This is a genomic window from Comamonas testosteroni, from assembly GCF_000761245.1.
In the GTDB taxonomy this organism is placed as follows: Bacteria; Pseudomonadota; Gammaproteobacteria; order Burkholderiales; family Burkholderiaceae_C; genus Comamonas; species Comamonas testosteroni_C.
Genome location: NZ_AWOR01000072.1, coordinates 1 through 19,014, shown reverse-complemented (window position 1 = coordinate 19,014; position 19,014 = coordinate 1). Strand labels below are relative to the sequence as shown.

20 protein-coding genes and 1 pseudogene are annotated in these 19,014 nt (G+C 56.6%); 9 read left to right on the top strand and 12 right to left on the bottom strand.

Annotated features, from left to right (window positions below; all coding sequences use genetic code 11):
* Positions 1-269 (top strand): annotated as a pseudogene (locus P353_RS21825) (hypothetical protein); the annotation flags it as partial.
* Between the two features lie 78 nt (positions 270-347).
* Here the strand turns inward: P353_RS21825 and P353_RS21820 are convergent.
* The 5 genes from P353_RS21820 to P353_RS21815 all read right to left on the bottom strand — a co-directional run bounded on the left by P353_RS21820 (position 348) and on the right by P353_RS21815 (position 4,747).
* A complete protein-coding gene (locus tag P353_RS21820) occupies positions 348-1,259 on the bottom strand; it encodes a polysaccharide deacetylase family protein (protein ID WP_052084971.1) in 912 nt (303 codons plus the stop codon).
* Between the two features lie 92 nt (positions 1,260-1,351).
* Entirely contained in the window at positions 1,352-1,732 is a 381-nt protein-coding gene (locus P353_RS28535; RefSeq protein WP_232776802.1) for a GNAT family N-acetyltransferase, read from the bottom strand.
* 722 nt (positions 1,733-2,454) lie between these two features.
* A complete protein-coding gene (locus P353_RS28525) occupies positions 2,455-3,015 on the bottom strand; it encodes a GNAT family N-acetyltransferase (RefSeq protein ID WP_080750640.1) in 561 nt (186 codons plus the stop codon).
* Between the two features lie 114 nt (positions 3,016-3,129).
* Positions 3,130-3,546 carry a hypothetical protein gene (locus tag P353_RS29345; RefSeq protein WP_157839644.1) on the bottom strand — a complete coding sequence of 139 codons (417 nt, stop codon included), beginning with the start codon at positions 3,544-3,546 and terminating at the stop codon, positions 3,130-3,132.
* A gap of 115 nt (positions 3,547-3,661) precedes the next feature.
* Positions 3,662-4,747: a nucleotidyltransferase domain-containing protein gene (locus P353_RS21815; protein WP_232776801.1), complete on the bottom strand. Its 1,086-nt coding sequence runs from the start codon at positions 4,745-4,747 to the stop codon at positions 3,662-3,664.
* Positions 4,748-4,882: 135 nt separating this feature from the next.
* Here P353_RS21815 and P353_RS21810 point away from each other — a divergent pair, with 135 nt between their 5' ends.
* The 3 genes from P353_RS21810 (at position 4,883) to P353_RS21800 (ending at position 9,051) form a co-directional block, all read left to right on the top strand.
* Complete coding sequence (locus P353_RS21810) at positions 4,883-5,242, top strand: DUF2946 family protein (protein WP_034374489.1); 360 nt, start codon at positions 4,883-4,885, stop codon at positions 5,240-5,242.
* 90 nt (positions 5,243-5,332) lie between these two features.
* Positions 5,333-7,519 (top strand): TonB-dependent receptor, encoded by a 2,187-nt coding sequence (locus P353_RS21805; protein WP_034374486.1) that lies wholly within the window; start codon positions 5,333-5,335, stop codon positions 7,517-7,519.
* A gap of 11 nt (positions 7,520-7,530) precedes the next feature.
* The gene (locus P353_RS21800) at positions 7,531-9,051 is read left to right on the top strand and encodes a PepSY domain-containing protein (protein WP_034374484.1); all 1,521 of its coding nucleotides are present in this window, start codon (positions 7,531-7,533) and stop codon (positions 9,049-9,051) included.
* Positions 9,052-9,164: 113 nt separating this feature from the next.
* Here P353_RS21800 and P353_RS21795 read toward each other — a convergent pair whose 3' ends face one another.
* Positions 9,165-9,794: a TetR/AcrR family transcriptional regulator gene (locus P353_RS21795; RefSeq protein WP_113707751.1), complete on the bottom strand. Its 630-nt coding sequence runs from the start codon at positions 9,792-9,794 to the stop codon at positions 9,165-9,167.
* 297 nt (positions 9,795-10,091) lie between these two features.
* Between P353_RS21795 and P353_RS21785 the strand changes: the two genes are divergently transcribed.
* Positions 10,092-10,829 carry a siderophore-interacting protein gene (locus P353_RS21785; RefSeq protein ID WP_034374475.1) on the top strand — a complete coding sequence of 246 codons (738 nt, stop codon included), beginning with the start codon at positions 10,092-10,094 and terminating at the stop codon, positions 10,827-10,829.
* A 163-nt stretch (positions 10,830-10,992) separates the two neighbouring features.
* Here the strand turns inward: P353_RS21785 and P353_RS21780 are convergent, their stop codons facing one another.
* The 4 genes from P353_RS21780 to P353_RS21765 form a co-directional block, all read right to left on the bottom strand.
* Positions 10,993-11,406: a GNAT family N-acetyltransferase gene (locus tag P353_RS21780; protein ID WP_052084970.1), complete on the bottom strand. Its 414-nt coding sequence runs from the start codon at positions 11,404-11,406 to the stop codon at positions 10,993-10,995.
* Between the two features lie 87 nt (positions 11,407-11,493).
* Entirely contained in the window at positions 11,494-12,042 is a 549-nt protein-coding gene (locus P353_RS21775) for an NUDIX hydrolase (protein WP_232776799.1), read from the bottom strand.
* A 163-nt stretch (positions 12,043-12,205) separates the two neighbouring features.
* A complete protein-coding gene (locus P353_RS21770) occupies positions 12,206-13,408 on the bottom strand; it encodes a sensor domain-containing diguanylate cyclase (RefSeq protein ID WP_034374470.1) in 1,203 nt (400 codons plus the stop codon).
* A gap of 339 nt (positions 13,409-13,747) precedes the next feature.
* Complete coding sequence (locus P353_RS21765; RefSeq protein WP_052084969.1) at positions 13,748-13,999, bottom strand: hypothetical protein; 252 nt, start codon at positions 13,997-13,999, stop codon at positions 13,748-13,750.
* 506 nt (positions 14,000-14,505) lie between these two features.
* Between P353_RS21765 and P353_RS21760 the strand changes: the two genes are divergently transcribed.
* From P353_RS21760 to P353_RS21745, 3 genes are all read left to right on the top strand, one after another.
* Positions 14,506-15,369: a DMT family transporter gene (locus P353_RS21760; RefSeq protein ID WP_034374496.1), complete on the top strand. Its 864-nt coding sequence runs from the start codon at positions 14,506-14,508 to the stop codon at positions 15,367-15,369.
* Positions 15,370-15,582: 213 nt separating this feature from the next.
* A complete protein-coding gene (locus P353_RS29340; RefSeq protein ID WP_155500190.1) occupies positions 15,583-15,891 on the top strand; it encodes a hypothetical protein in 309 nt (102 codons plus the stop codon).
* Between the two features lie 497 nt (positions 15,892-16,388).
* On the top strand, positions 16,389-16,568 hold the full coding sequence (locus tag P353_RS21745; RefSeq protein WP_034374463.1) for a hypothetical protein: 180 nt from the start codon (positions 16,389-16,391) through the stop codon (positions 16,566-16,568).
* A gap of 292 nt (positions 16,569-16,860) precedes the next feature.
* Here P353_RS21745 and P353_RS21740 read toward each other — a convergent pair whose 3' ends face one another.
* Both P353_RS21740 and P353_RS21735 read right to left on the bottom strand, forming a co-directional pair.
* Positions 16,861-17,613: an SDR family oxidoreductase gene (locus P353_RS21740; protein ID WP_034374460.1), complete on the bottom strand. Its 753-nt coding sequence runs from the start codon at positions 17,611-17,613 to the stop codon at positions 16,861-16,863.
* Between the two features lie 201 nt (positions 17,614-17,814).
* Positions 17,815-17,997: a hypothetical protein gene (locus tag P353_RS21735; protein WP_012838487.1), complete on the bottom strand. Its 183-nt coding sequence runs from the start codon at positions 17,995-17,997 to the stop codon at positions 17,815-17,817.
* A 285-nt stretch (positions 17,998-18,282) separates the two neighbouring features.
* Between P353_RS21735 and P353_RS21730 the strand changes: the two genes are divergently transcribed.
* Positions 18,283-18,501 (top strand): DUF7661 family protein, encoded by a 219-nt coding sequence (locus P353_RS21730; protein WP_003074408.1) that lies wholly within the window; start codon positions 18,283-18,285, stop codon positions 18,499-18,501.
* The last annotated feature ends 513 nt before the right edge of the window (positions 18,502-19,014 follow it).

Sequence of the window (19,014 nt, the reverse complement as noted above, 5' to 3'; positions counted from 1 at the left end):
TCGAGGCCGGCTCTTTGGTGGTCAGCGATGCAGGGAGCAATATTGGTGAGATCGTCTCCCAGGCGCGCAGCGTTGCGGACTTCATTGCCGAGATCAGCAAGGCCACGCGAGAGCAAAGCGAGGAGATCAGCCAGGTCGGGAAGTCGGTGGCGGACATGGACTATCTGACGCAGCAGAACGCGCAGCTGGTGACCCAGGGGGCGCAGGCGTCCAGCAGCATGCAATGGCAGGTGAAGAATCTCGTGGAAGCGATTGGCGTGTTTCGGTGAGCGGCCACACCAGCGAGCAATCCTGACGACTGCTTCTGGCCGGTGGGCGACCGTCTCGCAGCGACCCCAAGAGGACTGCTAAGGTACTAGTGACTCCAAGCGGAGCTTGGGTTCTTCATAGACCGAGTCCTCGGCGGGATAGCGCAGGCCTGAAATGCCACGAGCTTTCGCGCTTGCCCATACGACGCTTTCGCCAGCAGGCAATGTGTCAGGTTGCGAAGAGTAGATAGGATCTTTGAAGGCGGTCGTTGCTGGCACGAACGTCCAGCCTTGCTTGCGAAAAGCCGAAACGATATCAGGCAAGGTTGCCGCATTGATCTCATTGGTGTGCAGCAGCATCACATGCACAGGGCTTCGACCAAATAATTGCTTGGCCAGGCCCTCATAGTAAGTAGCCCGGTCAAGCAAGTGTTCAACGTAGGCCATCTTGACCCGCACAGCCTTGTCGTGTGAACCAGCTTGTAGAAGCGAGGAATAGATCTGGTTGTAGTACCAATCGCTGGCATCAATGGAGACTGGAGCCGGCCTATATCCATTTGATTTCATCCAGGACCGGATGCCGTCACGCTTTTCCACCGTGTTGCCTTCTTTAAGGTAAGGAAAACGAAGCATCGGCACCCAAGTCGGAATGTGACGCAGAGCTGCATCGGCCTTTTTCACGTCCACTATGAATTCGCTCAGTGTCGTCTCGACGGATGCAAGACTGCGGTGTGTCGCCGTATGGTTGCCTACTGCATGACCTGCTTTGGCCCAATCCATGATGAGCCCCATCCCTGGATCACCGCCTATGCGAATGAGCGAGGGGAATACCATCGCTGTGATGCCAGAGTCTTTGAGGCTGGAAATGATCTGCTGATTCCAAACTTGCGCTTGGACCTGCTTGTCGGGGTTCAGACCATCGTCAAAGGTCAAACTCAACGTCTGGGCAAAGCCCAGGGATGAAAAAAGCAGAACGGCCAGCGATGCAATAGCGCGAAGAATGGTTGACATGAGAGCCTATGAAACACGCATGCAGTGAACCTGCAAGTCGTTGACTGAGAATCGACCCATTGCAGACGTCCGAAGATGTCCGCTGGTTGTCCCTAGGCGTTATCACTGCCAGAGCGCACAAAAGAATACCGACGAATGTCCGTCCTCAACCTCCATCCTCTGCCTTCCCAATAGGCGTGGGCAGAATGGTTCTCGTGGAGAACATCAATGTGACTCTTATGAATGCCGAGTCTTTCAAGTCCTTCCAAGCAGCCCTCGACCAAGCTGGAAGCAATGCCGCGTTTTCGGTGTGCAGGCAAGACTACAAGGTGCTGCAAGTAGCCGCGACGACCATCATGGCCGGCCATGATGCATCCAACGATATGGTCGCCTTCTAACGCAACGAAGCTCAAGCCTGGGTTGCGCAACAAGTAGCGCTGAGTAGCTTCCCGTGAATCGGCATCCCGAAAAGTAACCCCATCTGTTTTCTTCATCATTGCCGTGACGCTGTCGTAGTCCCCAATGCTCATTGGTCGGATAGATACCTGATCCACGGTGCTAGGGCAGTCGGGTGTTCTCACTGCTGTCTCCAATTTCTGGCCGTCCAAAGGCGAGAGCACATTCTGCTTGAAACGTTGATTGCTTGTGGCCGAGAGCCGCTGTCTCTGTTCGACCCTGAGCAGTCGGTAGGATGCCTCAATTACATACCGCTATGGCAGACGGCTTCAATGTTGTAGCCATCAAGGTCAAGAACAAACGCCGCGTAATACCTGGAGTGATACTTGGTCCGGTATCCAGGCCCGCCATTACAGACCGCGCCTGAAGTTATAGCGGTGCGGTAGAACCTTTACACAGATTCAATGCTCAATGCAGTGAATGCAATATGCACTCCTGGAACTGATGGCTCGCCTTCTGAAGTCCAGAAATCACCACAAGGGTCATCGTGATGGTCAATCGTCGGTACTCCAAAGCTCGCGGAAGTGCTGGAGACCGTCTTACCTATACACCCTAGTTCGGCAAGAACTGCATCATAAAAGTGGCGGCTTCTGCTCAGGTCTGAAACATTAATTCCTATGTGATTGAGCATCTAAGCATCCTCATAAAGCTATTAGCTAATTGACTTTCTATAGCTAAGCCATGTCCGCTTCTGGCCGGACTACGGCAGTCGCAGATCGACCCTTAGCAGACGTTAGCTGCTTTCTCACTCCAAGTATCGCTATACAAAATCTGATGCCATTTCGCCTGGGTACGCTCGATACAAAAGGTGTTCACGTAACGGGTGCCCCGTAGGCAAGGACGGGTGTTCAAATGTTCGAGGCTCTCGCTTCATTCCTAGGCGCTGCATAACGCGTTCGGAGGGGGTGTTAGTCAGTGTTGTAAAGGAAACTACTTCAGGCAGGGCTAACTTATCAAATGCAAAGGAGAGTGCTGCGCTGGCCGCCTCTGTTGCAAAACCATTTCCCCATGCTGCTCTGTCAAGGCGCCAAGCAATTTCAACGCATGGAGTAAACGGCAGTTCATCCGTAGGCTTGTGCAATCCGGTAAAGCCAATGAATTTGGCCGTCGTTTTTTCCTCCACAGCCCAGACCCCCCAACCTTGCTGCTCGATGAGGCCACGACAGTACCTCGCCAAGTCATTACTCTGCTCAACAGTAAGTGTTGCGGGGAAAAAGCGCATGCTCTCCACGTCTGCATTGATGCTCGCAAATAGAGGGTAGTCAGAGTCTTGCCATTGCCTAAGACGCAATCGCTTGGTCTCTATTTCCTGAATGCGCATCACTGATTCCTTCGCGTCAACGTGTCTATTGCCATATTTTCAACATGTGCGAGTGCTCCTGGCCGATAGACGACCGTCTCAGAACGTCCCCAAGCGGCCAAAGACTTCAGCCACTTAATATGAGCGAAGAGATATACCCCATGCGTCATTTTGCTTGACCACAATCCATAGGTTGGTGTGACGACTCAGTTCTTCATCGGTGTCTGAGCGTCGGGTGTAAGTGACGAGGAAATGGACTTTGTTCTGGCTGCTCAGAACCGGTACCTTCGATTCGTATCGAGTAGATGACCAGCCAGTGCTTTTTAGCCGATGGAAAAAATCGGAAGGATGCTGATTAGGAGCACTCCAAATCAGGGTATCAGCCCCTGAAATCATCACATGCGGAAAATGAAGTTGTGCATCCATGCCTGCCAAATCCAGTGCATTGAATGCTGCGGTAAATTGGTCTAGGCAGCGCGATGCTTCTTCAAGTGCCTCTGGGTCAATGGAGCTGTCGTCCGTTCTGCTAACAAAGGAAAGAAAGCTGCGCATAACCTGTCTCGGGCCACTGTTTAAAGTAGGCCATGTTAAGGGCAGCAATCATCGCGCGCATGTGTCCCACTCCGAAAGGCCACTTCTGGCCGGTTGGTGCCGCCGCTGTTCAGCCCTAAGCAGACGCGGATGAGCACTGGAGCCCTTGCATCCAATCAACAAAGAACACCAGCCTCTGATTGAAAACGTTGTTCGTTGCCGAGGGCGTTTTCGCATGTTCAAGAAAGAACTCTATTTGTTCGGCCATTTCGGGAAACCGGCCCGAGAAAAATTTGGCGTATTCCTCCAGAGATTCAGGCCATAGACGGTCTGCCTCAAGGCGCAGGACGTTGGTTGCGCGAACCAGTTTTTTTGCAGCCTCTTTTTTCAGCCGTCTCGTTGCGTCTTCGTCATGTGCCAGAGAGATACGCGTCACGTAGTCACGAAGAACCTGAACATAGTCTCCATTGACCGCTTTCGCAACTGTGGGTGAGGGCTGAAATGCCTGAAACCGAAGTGCCAGATCTGAGCCATAAATACAGCGGCACTCATGCTTGAGCCAATAGCCCCAGCTATACAAATTGGCCGGGTTCAGTACATCCTCAAGCACACCTAGATCCAAATCGACCTTGGTGACTTCAGGATGGCCGGCTTCCAGATTGGAGCGGACACGCTCAAGAGATTCAGTCTCTTGTGAGGAAAGCGGCCTGGACAGCACCAACGTCAAATCCAAGTCTGACTTTCCAGGTTGGGCCATAGCTCTGGGCACGCTGCCGTACAGATACAGGCTGTCAAGGAGTGCCCCGAGTTCCTGCAATACACTGTCACGCGCATCGTCAATCAGGTTGATGAACTCCGGTTGTAGAGGTCTGACTGGGAGAGCTTTGATGAAGGTGGGAGCGGTGTCACGACAGCTTTTCATCGGGTCAAGAATAGCGCAGTGGTTCACTCTGGTGCCGCCTGGGCGGCTGCAGCCAACGACAAAGTGCTGCTTGCAGCTGTCGTCAATGGTCGACGCAATCGATGATTTCTTCCGTGAAGTGACCGGCACCGAGAGGGTGGGCGGAGTTCGACATCTTTTCGGACAGTGCGGATCGCTTGCGCGCATGTCACTGACACGCCTGCGTGCTCGCCCTGTAAAGCTCAGCCCATGAATGTCTGCCTCTGGGATCCGGGCACGGCCGACTGCTTGGAAGAACAGAAGCTTTGCAACGGTCACCATCGCTCAAAACTGCGATTTTTCTGTTGCAAGCCCTTTCAGGGGCGAGGCCGCACACGGCGGCATCTCCTCAATAGCGCGAAGCAGCGAGAAATCGGCAACTCTCGGACTTCGGCGGAGGCCTCATAATGCGCAACCATGCAAGCGCTGCGTAACTCCCTGTCACTGACCCGCCTGGTTCTGGCGTGGTTCATGCTGACGTTGAGTATTGCAATGGCTTCGCCCATAGTGCATCCAAAAGCCATCGAGGTGGTCTGTACCTCAAGTGGCAGCATGCAGGTGATCATGCTCGATGAGGATGGCCAGGCCGCGCCAGGGCTGCATCATTCGTTGGACTGTCCCTTGTGTCTGACCATCACGGCCCCGCCGACCTATTCATCACCGCATCTTGAGCAGCCGCAGCCGCTGGGCTTGGCGCTACAGCCTGTAGTTTCGGCGCGCATTGCCGCGCTGGTGGGGGCACCTTTGCCCCCGCGAGGGCCGCCAACGCTCGTGTAAGTCCACTGTGCCGCCAATCGATGGCGGATACAGCCTATCGCCGTCGGGCCCAGTCCTGCACGGCCGATTTCACTTGCACGCAGATAGTTCATGACCCATCCTTTTTATGGCGCGATGCCCAATGGCAACGCGAGTTCTCTTTCGCTCGCCTTCTTTCAACGCAACAGCGTGGCCCTGGCTGTGGCCCATCTGTCATTGGCTGTTCCTCTGGCAGTGGCGAGCTCTGCCAGTTGGGCGCAAACTGACGTCACCCTGGACACGGTTACCGTACGTTCATCGGGAGACACTCCTTTGGAGCGCTCAGTGGGCACAGGCAGCCGACTCGACCTCAATGCACGCGACACTCCGGCCAGTGTCGAGGTGACCACGCGCGAGCAACTGCAAGCTCGCGGCGACACTTCTGTGGTTGACGCAATCACGCGATCTACCGGCATCACCAGTCTGGGACATCCGGGCAACAGTGGCAGCGCGCTCTCGGCACGAGGCTTTACAGACTCCACCTCGGTCATGCGTCTATACGACGGTACGCGCCAATACGGCGGCGTCGGTGTGAGTTTTCCTTTCGACACCTGGTCTATCGACCGCATAGAAGTGCTGCGCGGACCCGCATCCGTGATCTACGGTGACGGCGCTATTGGTGGCGTAGTCAACGTGATCCCCAAAAAGCCCACGCGTGGGCCTGTTCAAAATGAAGTCCAGGCCACGGTGGGAACCAAAGGCAAACGTGCATTGGCCTTTGGCAGCGGAGGCGCGATCAATGAGCAATGGTCCTATCGACTCGATGTCAGTGGCGACCAATCGGATGGCTGGGTGGATCGTGGCGATTCCAGCAATCGGACGATCTCCGGCGCTCTGCGCTGGGATGTGACACCTGACTTCAACTTGCAACTCTCGCACGCACAGGGCCGGCAAAAGCCGATGCGTTACTTCGGTACACCGCTGATCAACGGAGTACAAGACCCGGCGATCCGAGAGCGCAACTACAACGTTGCCGACAGCCGCATTCAGTTCAAGGATCGCTGGACCGAACTGGCTGCTCAGTGGGCACCCGGCAGCAATATCGTCGTACGAAGCAAGCTCTATCACATTGGCAGCGACCGCTATTGGCGCAATGCTGAAGCGTACCGGTACAACGCCACTACGGGATTGATTGACCGCTCTGACAACACCGAGATCGGTCACGACCAGACGCAGACAGGCAACACCACGGATGTGACCTTCCATGGCAGCTTGCTCGGACGTCCAAATCAGCTCTCCCTGGGCTTCGACGTGAACCGCGCATCGCTTCAGCACACGAATAACACTTACACCGGCAGCTCCGGTCCGGTCGATCCCTATAACCCCGTCCCGGGCTACTACAGCAGCTCCGTACCCTTCATTGCCCGCTATCAAAACAAGGCCGAGCAATATGCGCTGTTTGCAGAGGATCGGTTTGAACTGACGGATCGCTGGTCTGTCGTGGCGGGCACTCGCTTCGACCACGCGGACCTATCGCGCCAGGATCTGGTGGCGGGCAATCAGGCTTTCAAACGCAGCTACTCCAACACCGGTTGGCGACTTGGTTCGGTCTACAAGCTAAGTCCTCAACTGTCCCTGTATGCGCAGGCATCCAAGGCCGCAGATCCAGTGAGCGGCCTTCTGATGTTGTCAGCGGCTAATTCCGCCTTCGACGTATCGAGCGGCAAACAGTTTGAGGTCGGTATCAAGCAATCCTTCTGGGACGGCAAGGGTGACTGGACGCTTGCAGCGTATTCCATCACCAAAAACAACTTATTGACGCGAGACCCTGCAAACCCCGCTTTGCGCATACAGGTTGGCGAACGCTCCTCCAGGGGCATCGAGGGCACCTTATCGATGCAAGTCAGCAAGGCCGTGCAGATTGACGCCAACTTTGCGCTGCTCAAGGCTCGCTATGACGATTTCAGCGAATCCGTGGGCGGCATCGCTGTTTCACGCAATGGCAATATTCCCACCGACGTGCCGCAGCGTGTCGCCAATGTCTGGGTGAGCTGGAAAGTCGTGCCTGACTGGACGCTGTCCGGCGGCCTTCGCCATGTGGGCAAGCGCTATGCAGACAATGCGAATACCTTGAAACTGCCTGCCTACACCACGACAGACCTGGCGCTGCAATGGAAGGCAAGCAAGGCCACCACGTTCACGCTGCGCGGCTTCAACATCTTCGACAAGCACTATTTCACGACCTCCTACTACACCAACACGCAGTGGTTCGTCGGGGAAGGGCGGCGTGTTGAGCTGACACTGAATCATCGTTTCTGAACGGGCCGCCGATGTGGACTTCTGCCCATGCCAAACGGCTTGTGTTTCTGGTGCATCGATGGACCGGAGTGGGAGCATGTGTGCTGATGGCGCTCTGGCTCTTCAGCGGAGTGGTGATGCTCTTTGTCGGCTACCCCAAACTGCAGCCGGTCGAGCGCCTGCAGGCATTGCCTTCCCTGAACTCTGACCAGAGCTATCTTCTGCCTGTTGAGGCAGCTCTGAAGCAAAGCCAGTCTGCTGACAAGGTGCAGCAGATCATGCTCACTACTATTGCGGGTCGCCCCAGCTACCGGCTCAGGGAAGCAGACGGCACGCTGCGGGTGGTTGATGCCGGCACGGGCGTTGTTGTGCCACCGCCCGACGACGCAGCGGCCTTGCGCAGCGCCCAGGTGTTCCTGTCCGGAGCAAATGGAGTGCTGCAAGGTCGCACGCAAGACGATCGCTGGACACATTCCGCCTCGCTCGATCCCCATCGGCCTCTCATCAAGGTCCTGATGGACGATTCCGCATCAAGCCTGTTGTACATCTCATCGACCACCGCCGAGGTGGTCATGGATGTAACGCGCCATCAACGCTACTGGAACTACGTGGGTGCCTGGCTTCACTGGGTGTACATGCTGCGTGAAGGCTCCAAGGACCCTGTGTGGAGCTGGCTGGTCATCGGACTTTCGGCATTGGGAACCGTCTCCGCCATTGCCGGTGCCTTGGTGGGTATCTGGCGATGGCGCTTCAGCGGTCGCTACAAATCTGGAGCCAGGACCCCGTATCGGGAGTTCCAGATGCGCTGGCATCACATCACCGGCCTCGTATTTGGAGTGATGATGATCTGCTGGATCTTCAGCGGCCTGATGTCCATGAATCCGCTGGGGATCTTCAGCCCGCAAGGACCTCGTCCCGATCTGCGTGCCTACCAGCATGCAAGTCCAGGAAGCAATCCCTTCAGGCTCACCACGCACGAAGCGTTGACACTGCTCGGTGCCGAGGGATTTGACACACGCGAGGTCGAATGGAAAGTACTGGATGGGCAGCCCTACCTGCTGGCCTTCAATGGACTAGGGCAGACCCGCGTCCTGTCCGCAAGTCTTTCTGCACCCCAGGTAGAGAGGGGACTTGCCCGCTCGAGACTAGAACAGGCGGCGAAGAAGTTGTTTCCTTTTGCCATTCGCTCGACCACGTTGCTGAACGAGTACGACGCCTATTATTACCGTCGGGGTGAGGCCTCGATGTATTCAGCAGCGGCGCGTGATCTGCCCGTGCTTCGGATGCAATTTGAAGATCCGGGAAACACTATCGTCTACATCAGCCCGGACTCAGGTGATGTTGTGCTGAGTCTGGACCAAAGGCAGCGTACAGGGCGGTGGCTGTTCAATTTCCTGCACAGTTGGGATCTGCCGCGGATGCTGCACCACGCTTGGCCGCGTGATGCTATCCTCGTTTTGCTGAGCATTGGTGCGTTGGCTCTGGCACTGACCGGCATCGTGCTGGGATACAGGCGACTGAAGCTGTTCATCGGGCACAGGCGTCGATTTTGATCTTAGGGATGGTGCAGTCGAAGAGCGTCGCCTTCATGCCAGGGCCTTGGCTGCTCCTTCGATTGCCCACGCACTGAAGCCAGCCGAGGCTGGTTACCCCTCAAGCCCAACCTTCATGCGGTGCGCCGCGAGCCGCCACAGAGATAGCCAATCAGCATCTCCACGATGGCCTGCTCGGTCTTCTGGATAGGGTGGGGCGTTCCGGGGGGAATGACCGCGGCATGAATCAATGACTCCATGGTCCGCAACACCATCCAGGTGGCGAGATTCAGATCTTCCTGGACGACCTCATCCCGGTGCTCCTCCAGCAGCTGACGAATGCGGCAATGAATGCTTTGATCGGCCGCGCTCTGATCCGATGGTGCATCAAAGAACGGAAACTCTTTCTCCAGCACCTGGTGCAGCTCGGGAGCAACCTGATGCGCCGCCAGCCATGCATGCACGATGGCTGCCAGCCGCTGCAGCAATCCTGGCGACGTCGTACCCGCCAGAACGGTTTCCATGGCGGTGTGCATCTCTACCGCGTGGCGTTCATGCAGGGCCGTGATCAGGGAATCCTTGTTGGGGAAGTACTGGTAGACGGAACCGACGCTGACCCCGGCGCGCTCGGCAACCAGATTGGTGTTGGTTCCCGCATAGCCGCGTTCGCTCAAAACGCGAGCCGTAGCTTCAAGAATTGCATCCACCAAGGCCCGTGAGCGGTTCTGGCGAGGGATTCGTCGTGGTTGGGGCAGGGTCGGCATAGGTCTGTCCGAACGCGAGTTTTCAATGTGAGCAATGGCTCATATTCTTTCACATATCGAGCAAATGCTCATATTTGGAGTGATCGATGTCCATTCGTTCTCATGAGGCGGTGGCCGCGGCGGCCTGTCAGCCGCCCTCAGTCAATGTATTTATCAAGCTGCTGCCTGTCACACAGGCGGTGTTCGCTGTATTTCCGATCGTCGGGGCGCAGTCTGCGGCGGCCTTGCGATTCTGGGCATGGTCCGGAATCTTTGTCGCCTCATCCCTGCAGGTCTTCTTGCCCCAAGGAGTGCGCCATGCATGAAATCGACCACAAGCCTCGTACAGCAAGAGCCCTGGGAGTCGTGCAGGCAGTTCACTCCATCACGCCACACATGCGACGAATCACTGTGGGCGGCGAGGAGATCGCAAAATTTCTTCAAGTGGAAGGAGTCGATGAGCCTGCCGCCTGGGTCAAAGTCTTTCTTCCCTCTGGTGAGGGGCGTGCCTACACGATACGAAGTGTCGACTTCAAGGCCGGAACGCTGGATCTGGACTTTGTTCTGCATGGAGAAGGATCAGGTTCCGGACCTGCCTCTGAGTGGGCATATCGGGCTTTGATTGGCGAGCACATCCCAATCGCAGGGCCTCGCAGCGGCGGTTTCCTGCTCCCCGACAATACGCAATGGGTCATGCTGGCAGGCGATGCAACCGCTTTGCCCGGCATCCAGAGCATTGCCAGCCGTTTGCCTGCCAGCATCAATGCCAAGGTCTATGTGGAAGTGCTGTCGCCAAGTGAGCATCAGCCTATCGACAGCCTGGCCAGGCTGCGCGTCCAGTGGATCAATGCCCAGCCGGAACCGGGCCTGAGCCTGTGCCAGGCACTGCTGCATCGCCCCTTGCCGACAGGGCCTGGCTACATCTGGATCGCGGGAGAGTCTGCGGCCATCCGTACCTTGAAGCATCATTACTTTCAAGAGCGAGAACTGCCCAGGCACGGTGTGAGCGCGAAGGGATACTGGAAGTCCGGGGCGGCCGATCACCGGGAAGCATGATGTGTCTCTCGAGTACCTGCTGTCAGCGGGGCTGATGACAGGTAGCCGCGCGCACATCACAGATGTGCATCCGACAGCCTGCGAATACTGTCTGTCGGTTGTCTGCTGCTGGCGCCGAAGGCCGCCGCTTGCAGTCGAGCCAGGCTGGGCATTGGCGGTATTGCTAGCTGGTGCGTTTCCGGGGCCGCTCCATCGCATCGCTGGATGGCGTAAATCCAAGTTTCGAAAAAAACGCTGGCGCTTGAGAGCGAGAGGCTCGCAGCATCCAGCTGATGCCTTCGTCGTCGCTCACAATCTCCTCGACCAGGCTTCTACCAATTCCCTTGCCTCTCCATTCCGGAGCCACCACAACCATCGATAGATAGCCATTGGACAGTCCGTCCGTGATTGCGCGCGCAAACCCGACCACCTGGTCCTGCGAGACGGCCACGACCACTCGTTGAGATGCTGAGACAAGGCGCTCAAGAAATTGGCGGTCCGGGATGCGATGAGACCATCCATTGCTTGTCAGCAGCTGAAATGCGCTGCCCAGATCGGCAGCTGAAAACCTGCGAATATGTGATGGGTGGACTTCCATGCCTGAGCATTCTTTCAAGGGAGAATTTTTGACCCTAGCAGGGCCAGGGCATGGTGTATTTCAGTCATTCAACGACAGTGCAAGGCCTTAACAGCAAACAGGATTGCCAGTGGCAGTATTCGACTGGCGATGATGCTTGCCCTGAAGAGCTTTCTTCAGACCCACAGGGAAGAGGGCTGGTCCTTCAGGCAGATCGAGTTCGGCCAGGTCAAACCATCTGGCGGTGCATTGCGTTCCACTGTCTTCATGAAAATCAATGCTGCTGCGGTTTTCAAAATTTGTGATGCTGAACAGCACATCGCAAATGAACAGCACTTCGTGGCCAGGCTCCCCTTCATGGGTATAGATGTTCTCCATCACGAGTGGAGTCCCCACTATTTCAACGTCAACGCCCAGCTCCTCCTTGAACTCACGTATCAGCGCTGATTGCCAGTGCTCGCCGAATTCGATACTGCCTCCCAGGGGGCGAACACCTTTCAGATGGCCCTGGTCGTCCAATACCTCGACAGCCAACAACTTGCCTTCTCGCCAGTGAAGTCCAAGCGCCTTGACTTTTATGGATGCGGCAGGCCTCCACCTGGTTGTGAACATGCTTTGTCCCTGAATAAGCCGAATTTGCTTGCGTGCATTGTGCATGCCTGAACGAAGGACTGCTTCTGGCCGGACTCAATCGGTCACGACCAGCAGACTGGTCGGCAGCTACCGGCACCGGCGGTCGATTCAAATGGAATACGCGGCCGCCTGCAAAGGGCTGGAACCCGATGTGGACCGCACCGCGCTCTCTTGGCTGCTCGGCAGATCAAGCAGCAATTTTGTCTGGCTGCAGTGTGCTTTCAATCGGTATATCCGGATAGCCCACACCAGACACATGCACCCGATCGCGCCCGGCATTCTTTGCTTGGTAGAGGAGCTGATCCGCTTCCTTGAGGGCCCGCTCAAATTGAAAAGCCTGGGTGACCGATGAAAGCCCAAAGCTCATGGTCATTCTGGAGCCTGATGGAAGAATGTCATTGCTTGAGCCGATATCGCGCTGGATTTGCCGGGCAATGGCTTCGGCATCCTTCAGAGCAATGTTCGTCAGCAAAATCACAAACTCTTCACCGCCAAATCGGGCAACAAGGTCGTGTTCTCGCATATTGCTTTGCAAAATCGCCGAGACAAGCTGCAGCACCTTGTCGCCACGCTCGTGGCCCCAGGCGTCGTTGATGCGTTTGAAGTGATCTATGTCGCAGGCGAGCACAGCCATGGGATAGAGCCTCAGGTCGTCCAGACGCTTCTGGGCATATTCCTGAAAGGAGCGGCGATTCAGTATCTGCGTCAAAGCATCAAAGTCACGTTCCATGCGCAGCTTGACAACCGTTTCCTTCACGGCAATCGCGGTCATCACCACGGTGAAGAGCAGCGAGAAGTTCAGAATGCTCAGCAGCGTCAAGATCCAATAGGGTGAGCTTGGCAGGGAACGGAGGTCGGAATATCCCAGCAACCAGATCAGGGCGGGTCGAGTGAAGGTGTAGGCGGTGAAAAGGATGCTCAGCCAGAGCAGCGATTGATCGAGCCAGTCAAATGAGTTTCTCTTCGAGCGGACCTGCAAGATCGGGAGCAGTAGAACAAGGCCGGAACCAACACTGAAAGAACACACGCGAGCCCAGACATTCGGCTCGACCCGGCTGAATTGGTAGAGAGCAGCCAGGGTGACTATGGCGATGAGCAATGCTGCATGCGGTTGGGTGGATACACGCCAGCGCTCTGCCCAGCTTCTGGCAAGACACCACGCACTCAGCAGGTAGAAGCTGCCAATGAGTAGGGCATAGCGATTGAGTTCTTCGAGAGGGAGCAGGCTTTGCGCCCCGAGAGGCAGTGCTGTGAGTGAATAGGCGCAAGCTTGCCAAAGGAGAAAGCGCTGAGATCGTTGGACAAGCCAGGCAACGATCAATATGGCAGCCAGAACCAGTATCGCCAGCGACGGCGTCAGAACCAAGATGAAGTCATTGTTCGAGAACATCTGACCAGAGCCTCCTCGATCAAAGATCGAAACGGAGCAGCATTGCCTGTTCCTGGATTGCAAAGCGACAATCAGCAGCCAGCATTCATACATCCTGGCGTGTGATCTCACAAGTCTTTGCCGTGACTTGTGTCTGATCTATGTCACCCGGATTCGAATGTGAGCAAACCGGCAAGTCCGCTCGGGCGATGCCGGCGTTCGAGCCCCTGTCCTTGGAGTCGTCGGCTGCCCTGCGGCTTTGGAAGATGTTTTGATGGTGTGAACAGTCCAGCCAGCATCATGCATGCCGCCAAAGAAAAAGCCCGCGTCATTGCGGGCAGGCCTTTGTTGCGCAACAAGTCAAGGGCGCAAGTTGACGGTCTTCGAATATCTGTCAAGGTGCTCCAGCAGACGCTCGTAGAGCTCATCTGTCGCCATCGAGTTCAAGACCTCCGCCTTGACCTCTTCGGCGCGTTGGTTGAAGTTGTGCTGCAGATTGCTTTTTTTGTTGTCATCCAGCGTATCGATCAGGGCAATGAGAAGTGCCTCTTGCGCCATGATCTGGCATTTCATCATCCTCAGCTGGGCGCTTTGATTGCCTAGGAACTCCATCCAACCCTTCCTCTTGCATGATGTATGTCAAGTTTGAGGAATTATGGTGACTGTAGCTGTCGCGGAAATTTCACCTCCCCCGTTCTCTGAGCCACAGAAAGTGCCCGGAAGTGTGCAATTGATGCACAGAGGTCGTAATGTGGCTTCATTCCTGAATCTGAACCTAAGGCTAGTTGTTTGGGCGATCGGGGCTTTGCTCTTCACGACACCTCCTGAAGCTGATGGCGCTTGCTGCGCCCAACCGAGTGCCTGGTGATTTGTAGCCGGGCAGGGTCATCAAAAGACTGTGGCTAGTTTCCGTTGGCGTTGGCGTTTGCTGTCATCGACAGAGCTGCCGATGGGTCTTCACCGACTATTCGAGTCTGCCAGGCTGAATCTCCAGATCCTCCGGCCCAGGACAGGCGGCCGGCAGCAAGGCGGGGCTATCTCCATCAAGACAGCAGTTGCTTGGGGTGCGGGCGGATGGCATGGAAAAATACCGGGGTTGGTCTATCTACGAGGTTGTGATGCCGTTGTTTCACACCACTGTGTTGACTGGTCTGGCGATGCTGGCCTTTGCCGGCAACTCGCTGCTGTGCCGCCTTGCGCTCCAATCCCACTCCATTGATGCCGCGAGCTTCACGGCAGTGCGCCTGGCTTCGGGTGCGGCAATGCTGGCGCTGGTCGTGAGCCTGAAACGCGCTCCCTCTACTGGGGCTGGCAGCTGGACGTCGGCGGGGTTGCTGTTCGCTTATGCGGCGTTGTTTTCTTTCGCCTATGGGAGTTTGTCGGCCGGTGTCGGTGCCTTGCTGCTTTTCGGCGCGGTGCAGGCAACGATGGTGGGAGTGGGCCTTTGTCGCGGCGATAGACTCGCACCCCGGCAATGGGGCGGATTGGCGCTGGCTTTCGGCGGCCTGGTAGTGTTGCTGCGACCCGGACTCTCGGCTCCGCCCCTGGGGGCAGCTTTGCTCATGCTCCTGGCAGGGGTTGCATGGGGGCTGTATTCCTTGCTCGGCAAGGGCGCGACCGATCCGGTTGGCGTGACGGCAGGCAATTTTTTACGGACGGTACCGCTTTCGCTGCTGATGCTCGTGCTGGTGCAGGGGCAAGCCTCATTGAGCACGGCAGGATTGATGTATGCGCTGTGCTCCGGGATGCTGACCTCCGGGTTGGGCTACGTCGCATGGTATGCGGCGCTACCGCAGCTCAAGGCGGGGGCTGCTGCATCCATACAGCTGAGCGTCCCCTTGCTGGCCGCCATCGGTGCCGTTTCCCTGTTGGGAGAGCCCTGGACCATGCGGCTGACTCTGGCTGGTGCCGCCATACTGGGCGGTATCTCATTGGTTGTGGTGACCCGGTCGGGCAGCAGGCCTGCTGTGGCAAAAGAGTAGTTGCGCAATCTTTTTCCGAGCGCGTTTCAGGAGCAAGGGGAGCAGTGCTTCCGGCATCTTTGCACTGCTGCGAATATTACGAGTTTGAATGCAGGAGCTGGTCGATGTACAAGCTCCCATGCGCGAGCCTGATGCTGTGCCGAAGAACATCGCTTTACACGGGTATCCGTCGACAGGAATAGGCTGTCAGTGCCACTTGTAGAAAGGGCTGCCATGAAAGAGCTAATTGCATTGACTGCGTTTGCCTTGATATTGACCGGATGCGTGATGCATAGGCCGGTCAATGGGCAAGGAATGGATCCAGGTTCCCGCCCGGTCGAGAAAAATGCGGATCAGGATCTTCGAAACAACGATATTCAACAGCGGGATCGCTCGATCGATTTTGAAAACGACTTGGACCGGGATCACTTTCGTGATCGCGGAAACGAAGGCCATGAAAATCAAGGCAGCCTGTGGCCGTGGCCGGGCTCCGGATTGAGCGGCGGGCGCACCTATCCGGGAGGCCAAAGCTGGGGCTATTAGCGCAGCGTCACTCCTCAACCATCACGCATTGCTGCATTGCTGCATTGCTGCATTGCTGCATTGCTGCATTGCTGCAGTGCCGCAGCGCTGCTATTGGGCAACCGGGCACGCATGCCTGAGCGGGTGAACTCATTGCGCAGTGCCTTTGCTGGGCGGGGCGGGGCGGGGCACAGCTGCCATCCCCCATAGCTGCGGAGACCTGGCAGAAGCTGCAAAAGCAGGCCTGTTTGCATGCATTCCTCGGATGCGGCCGGCGCACCTTCGCCAGGTGCGCAGACGTTGTGGAGCATGTCAAAAGAAAACTCCTCGAGATGTCGGCAGTGGCTTGCACAAAGCCGGGCTTACATATTGAAAACCCGAGCGATGTGGGTACGTCTAGACTTCGCACATGAAGAAACTGTTTGGAGTCTCTGCGCTCGTCTTGCTTTTGTCGGGTTGCTACGCGGCAGGCCCTGGATACAGCTACGGGTATAGCGATACCTACATCTATCAGCCTTATGGCGGCTCCTACTACTACGGGCGTCCTGCATATAGGCCCGGGTACTACCACCATCATCACGCGCACCGTCCACCGCATTACAGGCCGCATCCAGGGCACGGAGGGCATGGAAATCACCGTCCACCGCATGGAGGCCATCGCCCGGGTGGCGGTCATGGGCACGGCCATCGCTGAATGACAGACCTCGGCTGGCGCGGTCGAGCGAAGGCAGAGCACCAGATAACGTCGCGGTTTGCCAGATAAGGGGGCAGCGAGCCAGTGCGTCCAAGCTGATGCAAAACGTCGCGCCACCTGGTGCGACTGCATGCGCCAACGACACGAATTCCACGTCGAGTCGTTCACTGCCGCCAGTTCAGGACCATTCCCACACAGAGGTGCCAGCGAGGGTGGCCGCTGCCGCGTGTGCCTCAAGCGCAAGGACATATGAGAGCCCGCACCAGAGGGCTGGCCGTGGTTGGGCGGCTGCCTGGTTAGAGGTTGCCGCCCGAAATCTCGATCAGGCTGCCTGTGGTGTATGGCGACTCGTCCGAGATGAGCCATACGATTGCATTGGCAACCTCCAGAGCCGTTCCTCCGCGCTTCATGGGAACGCCAGCCGCCAGGCGCTGAACCCGGTCCGGCTGCCCCCCGCTGGCATGAATATCCGTTTCAATGAGACCGGGGCGGACAGCGTTGACGCGGATGCCTTCCGCAGCCACTTCCTTGGCCAGTCCCAGAGTCATCACATCCACAGCACCCTTGGACGCCGCGTAGTCGATGTACTGGTGTGGCGCGCCAAGTCTTGCAGCAATGCTGGACACATTCACGATGGCTCCACCGTGGCCGCCACTGGCAGTGCTCATGCGAAGCACCGCTTCGCGAGCGCAGAGAAAAGCGCCTATGGTGTTGATGCGAAACATTCGCTCAAGGCGCTGCGAACTGAACTCGGCCAGCGTCTGTGCCGTGTCCACAATACCTGCGTTGTTGACCAAGGCGTCCAGGCGCCCGAACTGCACATCTGCCACGGCAAAAAGACGGCGAATCTGCTCTTCGCAGCCCATATCCGCCTGAATGGCCATGGCGTGCCTGCCCATTTCCGTTATTTGCGAGACAACCGCATCGGCTGCCGTCTGGTCTGTATTGAAGCTGAGCAGTACATCCCAGCCTGCTGCTGCTGCTTGCAGGGCGGTGGCAGCACCAATGCCTCGGCTGCCTCCGGTGATGAGCACAACTTTGTTTTTCATGGGGCTCCTGGGTGATCCATTTGATTCTGCTGCGAGTCTCGTCCCCAGCTTCACGGTTCTCAATTCATCTTATCGCTGCTCTTTCACTTCGGCCTAGGCTTGATCTGGCCCGGTGCTCATGCTTTTGTATCTCAAGGCAACAAAAAACCACCTGTCCAGGTGGCTGAAAACCAATCGCAAGGCTGGATTCAAGAGACAGGGCTACCAATGTCGGTAGTTGTGGCGCATGCGCAGCAGTCTCTCCTCCTCCTGCTTCTTTTCCATGTCTGTGGGTTCTTGCGGATCTAGTTGAGGGGGGGCAGGGAAATCCTTGTCCATGGAGAACAGCTCCTTGGTGGTTTCCCAGAACTTCTGGATTGGCGGGGGAATACGGCTATCTGGCATATAGACCTCCAGTCCTGGATGACGAATCAAGATCGATCGCCAAAGGTCACAGTACTCTTTTTAATAACCTTGAAGCCCTATCCAATAAGTAAAACGTCAGCTTTGGTGCATAAGCAGAACGGGTGCGAATGCCAGAAAAAACCGCAATGACCCCTTTCCATCGGCTCTGACAAGGCTTCCGGCTGATGGCGCTTGACGCTCACGTTCGGCGCTTCAGGTGTCATGCGCTGTCCGAGACCGGCGAGCAGATGCGGCTAGCATGCAAGGCTCAACAGTGGAGCAGCTATGGAAAAGTACCGATTCAATGTGTTTGGCGACATCCTGGCCATAGAGCGCAGCAACTCGGGATGGCGCTGCTTTGCGGTTGGCCTTGATGGAAAGCTTGGCCCGGTGGATCTGGCCGTCCCTCCCGAGATCACTTATGAGGAGCTGCCTCAATACCTCTACGACATCTACCATGAGAGCGCGGCATTGTCAGATGGCGACATCTTCGAGATATCCTGAGTCTCACCGAATGCTGCTCGCAGCTTGTCAGAGATCGATGGTGCTGCTACCCACTATGTCCATGACTCATTCGCCAATCTGTTTGGCACCGACTTCATCACTGCAAGGAGATGGCCGACATGACTCTTCAGAAGAACCCGCTCAAAGAACCGGAGCCCAAGCCGGATCCGATTGATCCGCCCAATGATCAACCGCCTGCAGAGCTGCCGGGCGATCCGATAGAGCAGCCCAATGTGTAGCGGCTAAAGCCCGCGAAGTGCAAGCTGTCTTCATTGCGGGCGAGCATCCGAAGTGGGACCATGACTGTATCGAAGCACTCAAGGAGAGCGACGATGTCTACTCTCATGATTCAACTGATTGGTCTGCAACTGGTCGTCTTGCTGGTGGCCTGGGTCATTTACGAGGTCAGAGACGATTGGACGTAAAAAACCGGCTGCAGCAAGCCTCTGCCGCTGGATCAAGTCACTTGCTGGTGATCGTGGGGGCGTTGTTGCATAAATCAGCCTCAGGCCA

What these genes read in the sequence shown, in the direction of transcription:
- P353_RS21820 (WP_052084971.1), bottom strand. Translation starts at nt 1,259, where the DNA reads ATGTCAACCATTCTTCGCGCTATTGCATCGCTGGCCGTTCTGCTTTTT.
- P353_RS28535 (WP_232776802.1), bottom strand. Translation starts at nt 1,732, where the DNA reads ATGAAGAAAACAGATGGGGTTACTTTTCGGGATGCCGATTCACGGGAA.
- P353_RS28525 (WP_080750640.1), bottom strand. Translation starts at nt 3,015, where the DNA reads ATGCGCATTCAGGAAATAGAGACCAAGCGATTGCGTCTTAGGCAATGG.
- P353_RS29345 (WP_157839644.1), bottom strand. Translation starts at nt 3,546, where the DNA reads ATGCGCAGCTTTCTTTCCTTTGTTAGCAGAACGGACGACAGCTCCATT.
- P353_RS21815 (WP_232776801.1), bottom strand. Translation starts at nt 4,747, where the DNA reads ATGGTGACCGTTGCAAAGCTTCTGTTCTTCCAAGCAGTCGGCCGTGCC.
- P353_RS21810 (WP_034374489.1), top strand. Translation starts at nt 4,883, where the DNA reads ATGCAAGCGCTGCGTAACTCCCTGTCACTGACCCGCCTGGTTCTGGCG.
- P353_RS21805 (WP_034374486.1), top strand. Translation starts at nt 5,333, where the DNA reads ATGACCCATCCTTTTTATGGCGCGATGCCCAATGGCAACGCGAGTTCT.
- P353_RS21800 (WP_034374484.1), top strand. Translation starts at nt 7,531, where the DNA reads ATGTGGACTTCTGCCCATGCCAAACGGCTTGTGTTTCTGGTGCATCGA.
- P353_RS21795 (WP_113707751.1), bottom strand. Translation starts at nt 9,794, where the DNA reads ATGCCGACCCTGCCCCAACCACGACGAATCCCTCGCCAGAACCGCTCA.
- P353_RS21785 (WP_034374475.1), top strand. Translation starts at nt 10,092, where the DNA reads ATGCATGAAATCGACCACAAGCCTCGTACAGCAAGAGCCCTGGGAGTC.
- P353_RS21780 (WP_052084970.1), bottom strand. Translation starts at nt 11,406, where the DNA reads ATGGAAGTCCACCCATCACATATTCGCAGGTTTTCAGCTGCCGATCTG.
- P353_RS21775 (WP_232776799.1), bottom strand. Translation starts at nt 12,042, where the DNA reads ATGCACAATGCACGCAAGCAAATTCGGCTTATTCAGGGACAAAGCATG.
- P353_RS21770 (WP_034374470.1), bottom strand. Translation starts at nt 13,408, where the DNA reads ATGTTCTCGAACAATGACTTCATCTTGGTTCTGACGCCGTCGCTGGCG.
- P353_RS21765 (WP_052084969.1), bottom strand. Translation starts at nt 13,999, where the DNA reads ATGGAGTTCCTAGGCAATCAAAGCGCCCAGCTGAGGATGATGAAATGC.
- P353_RS21760 (WP_034374496.1), top strand. Translation starts at nt 14,506, where the DNA reads ATGCCGTTGTTTCACACCACTGTGTTGACTGGTCTGGCGATGCTGGCC.
- P353_RS29340 (WP_155500190.1), top strand. Translation starts at nt 15,583, where the DNA reads ATGAAAGAGCTAATTGCATTGACTGCGTTTGCCTTGATATTGACCGGA.
- P353_RS21745 (WP_034374463.1), top strand. Translation starts at nt 16,389, where the DNA reads ATGGCGGCTCCTACTACTACGGGCGTCCTGCATATAGGCCCGGGTACT.
- P353_RS21740 (WP_034374460.1), bottom strand. Translation starts at nt 17,613, where the DNA reads ATGAAAAACAAAGTTGTGCTCATCACCGGAGGCAGCCGAGGCATTGGT.
- P353_RS21735 (WP_012838487.1), bottom strand. Translation starts at nt 17,997, where the DNA reads ATGCCAGATAGCCGTATTCCCCCGCCAATCCAGAAGTTCTGGGAAACC.
- P353_RS21730 (WP_003074408.1), top strand. Translation starts at nt 18,283, where the DNA reads ATGGAAAAGTACCGATTCAATGTGTTTGGCGACATCCTGGCCATAGAG.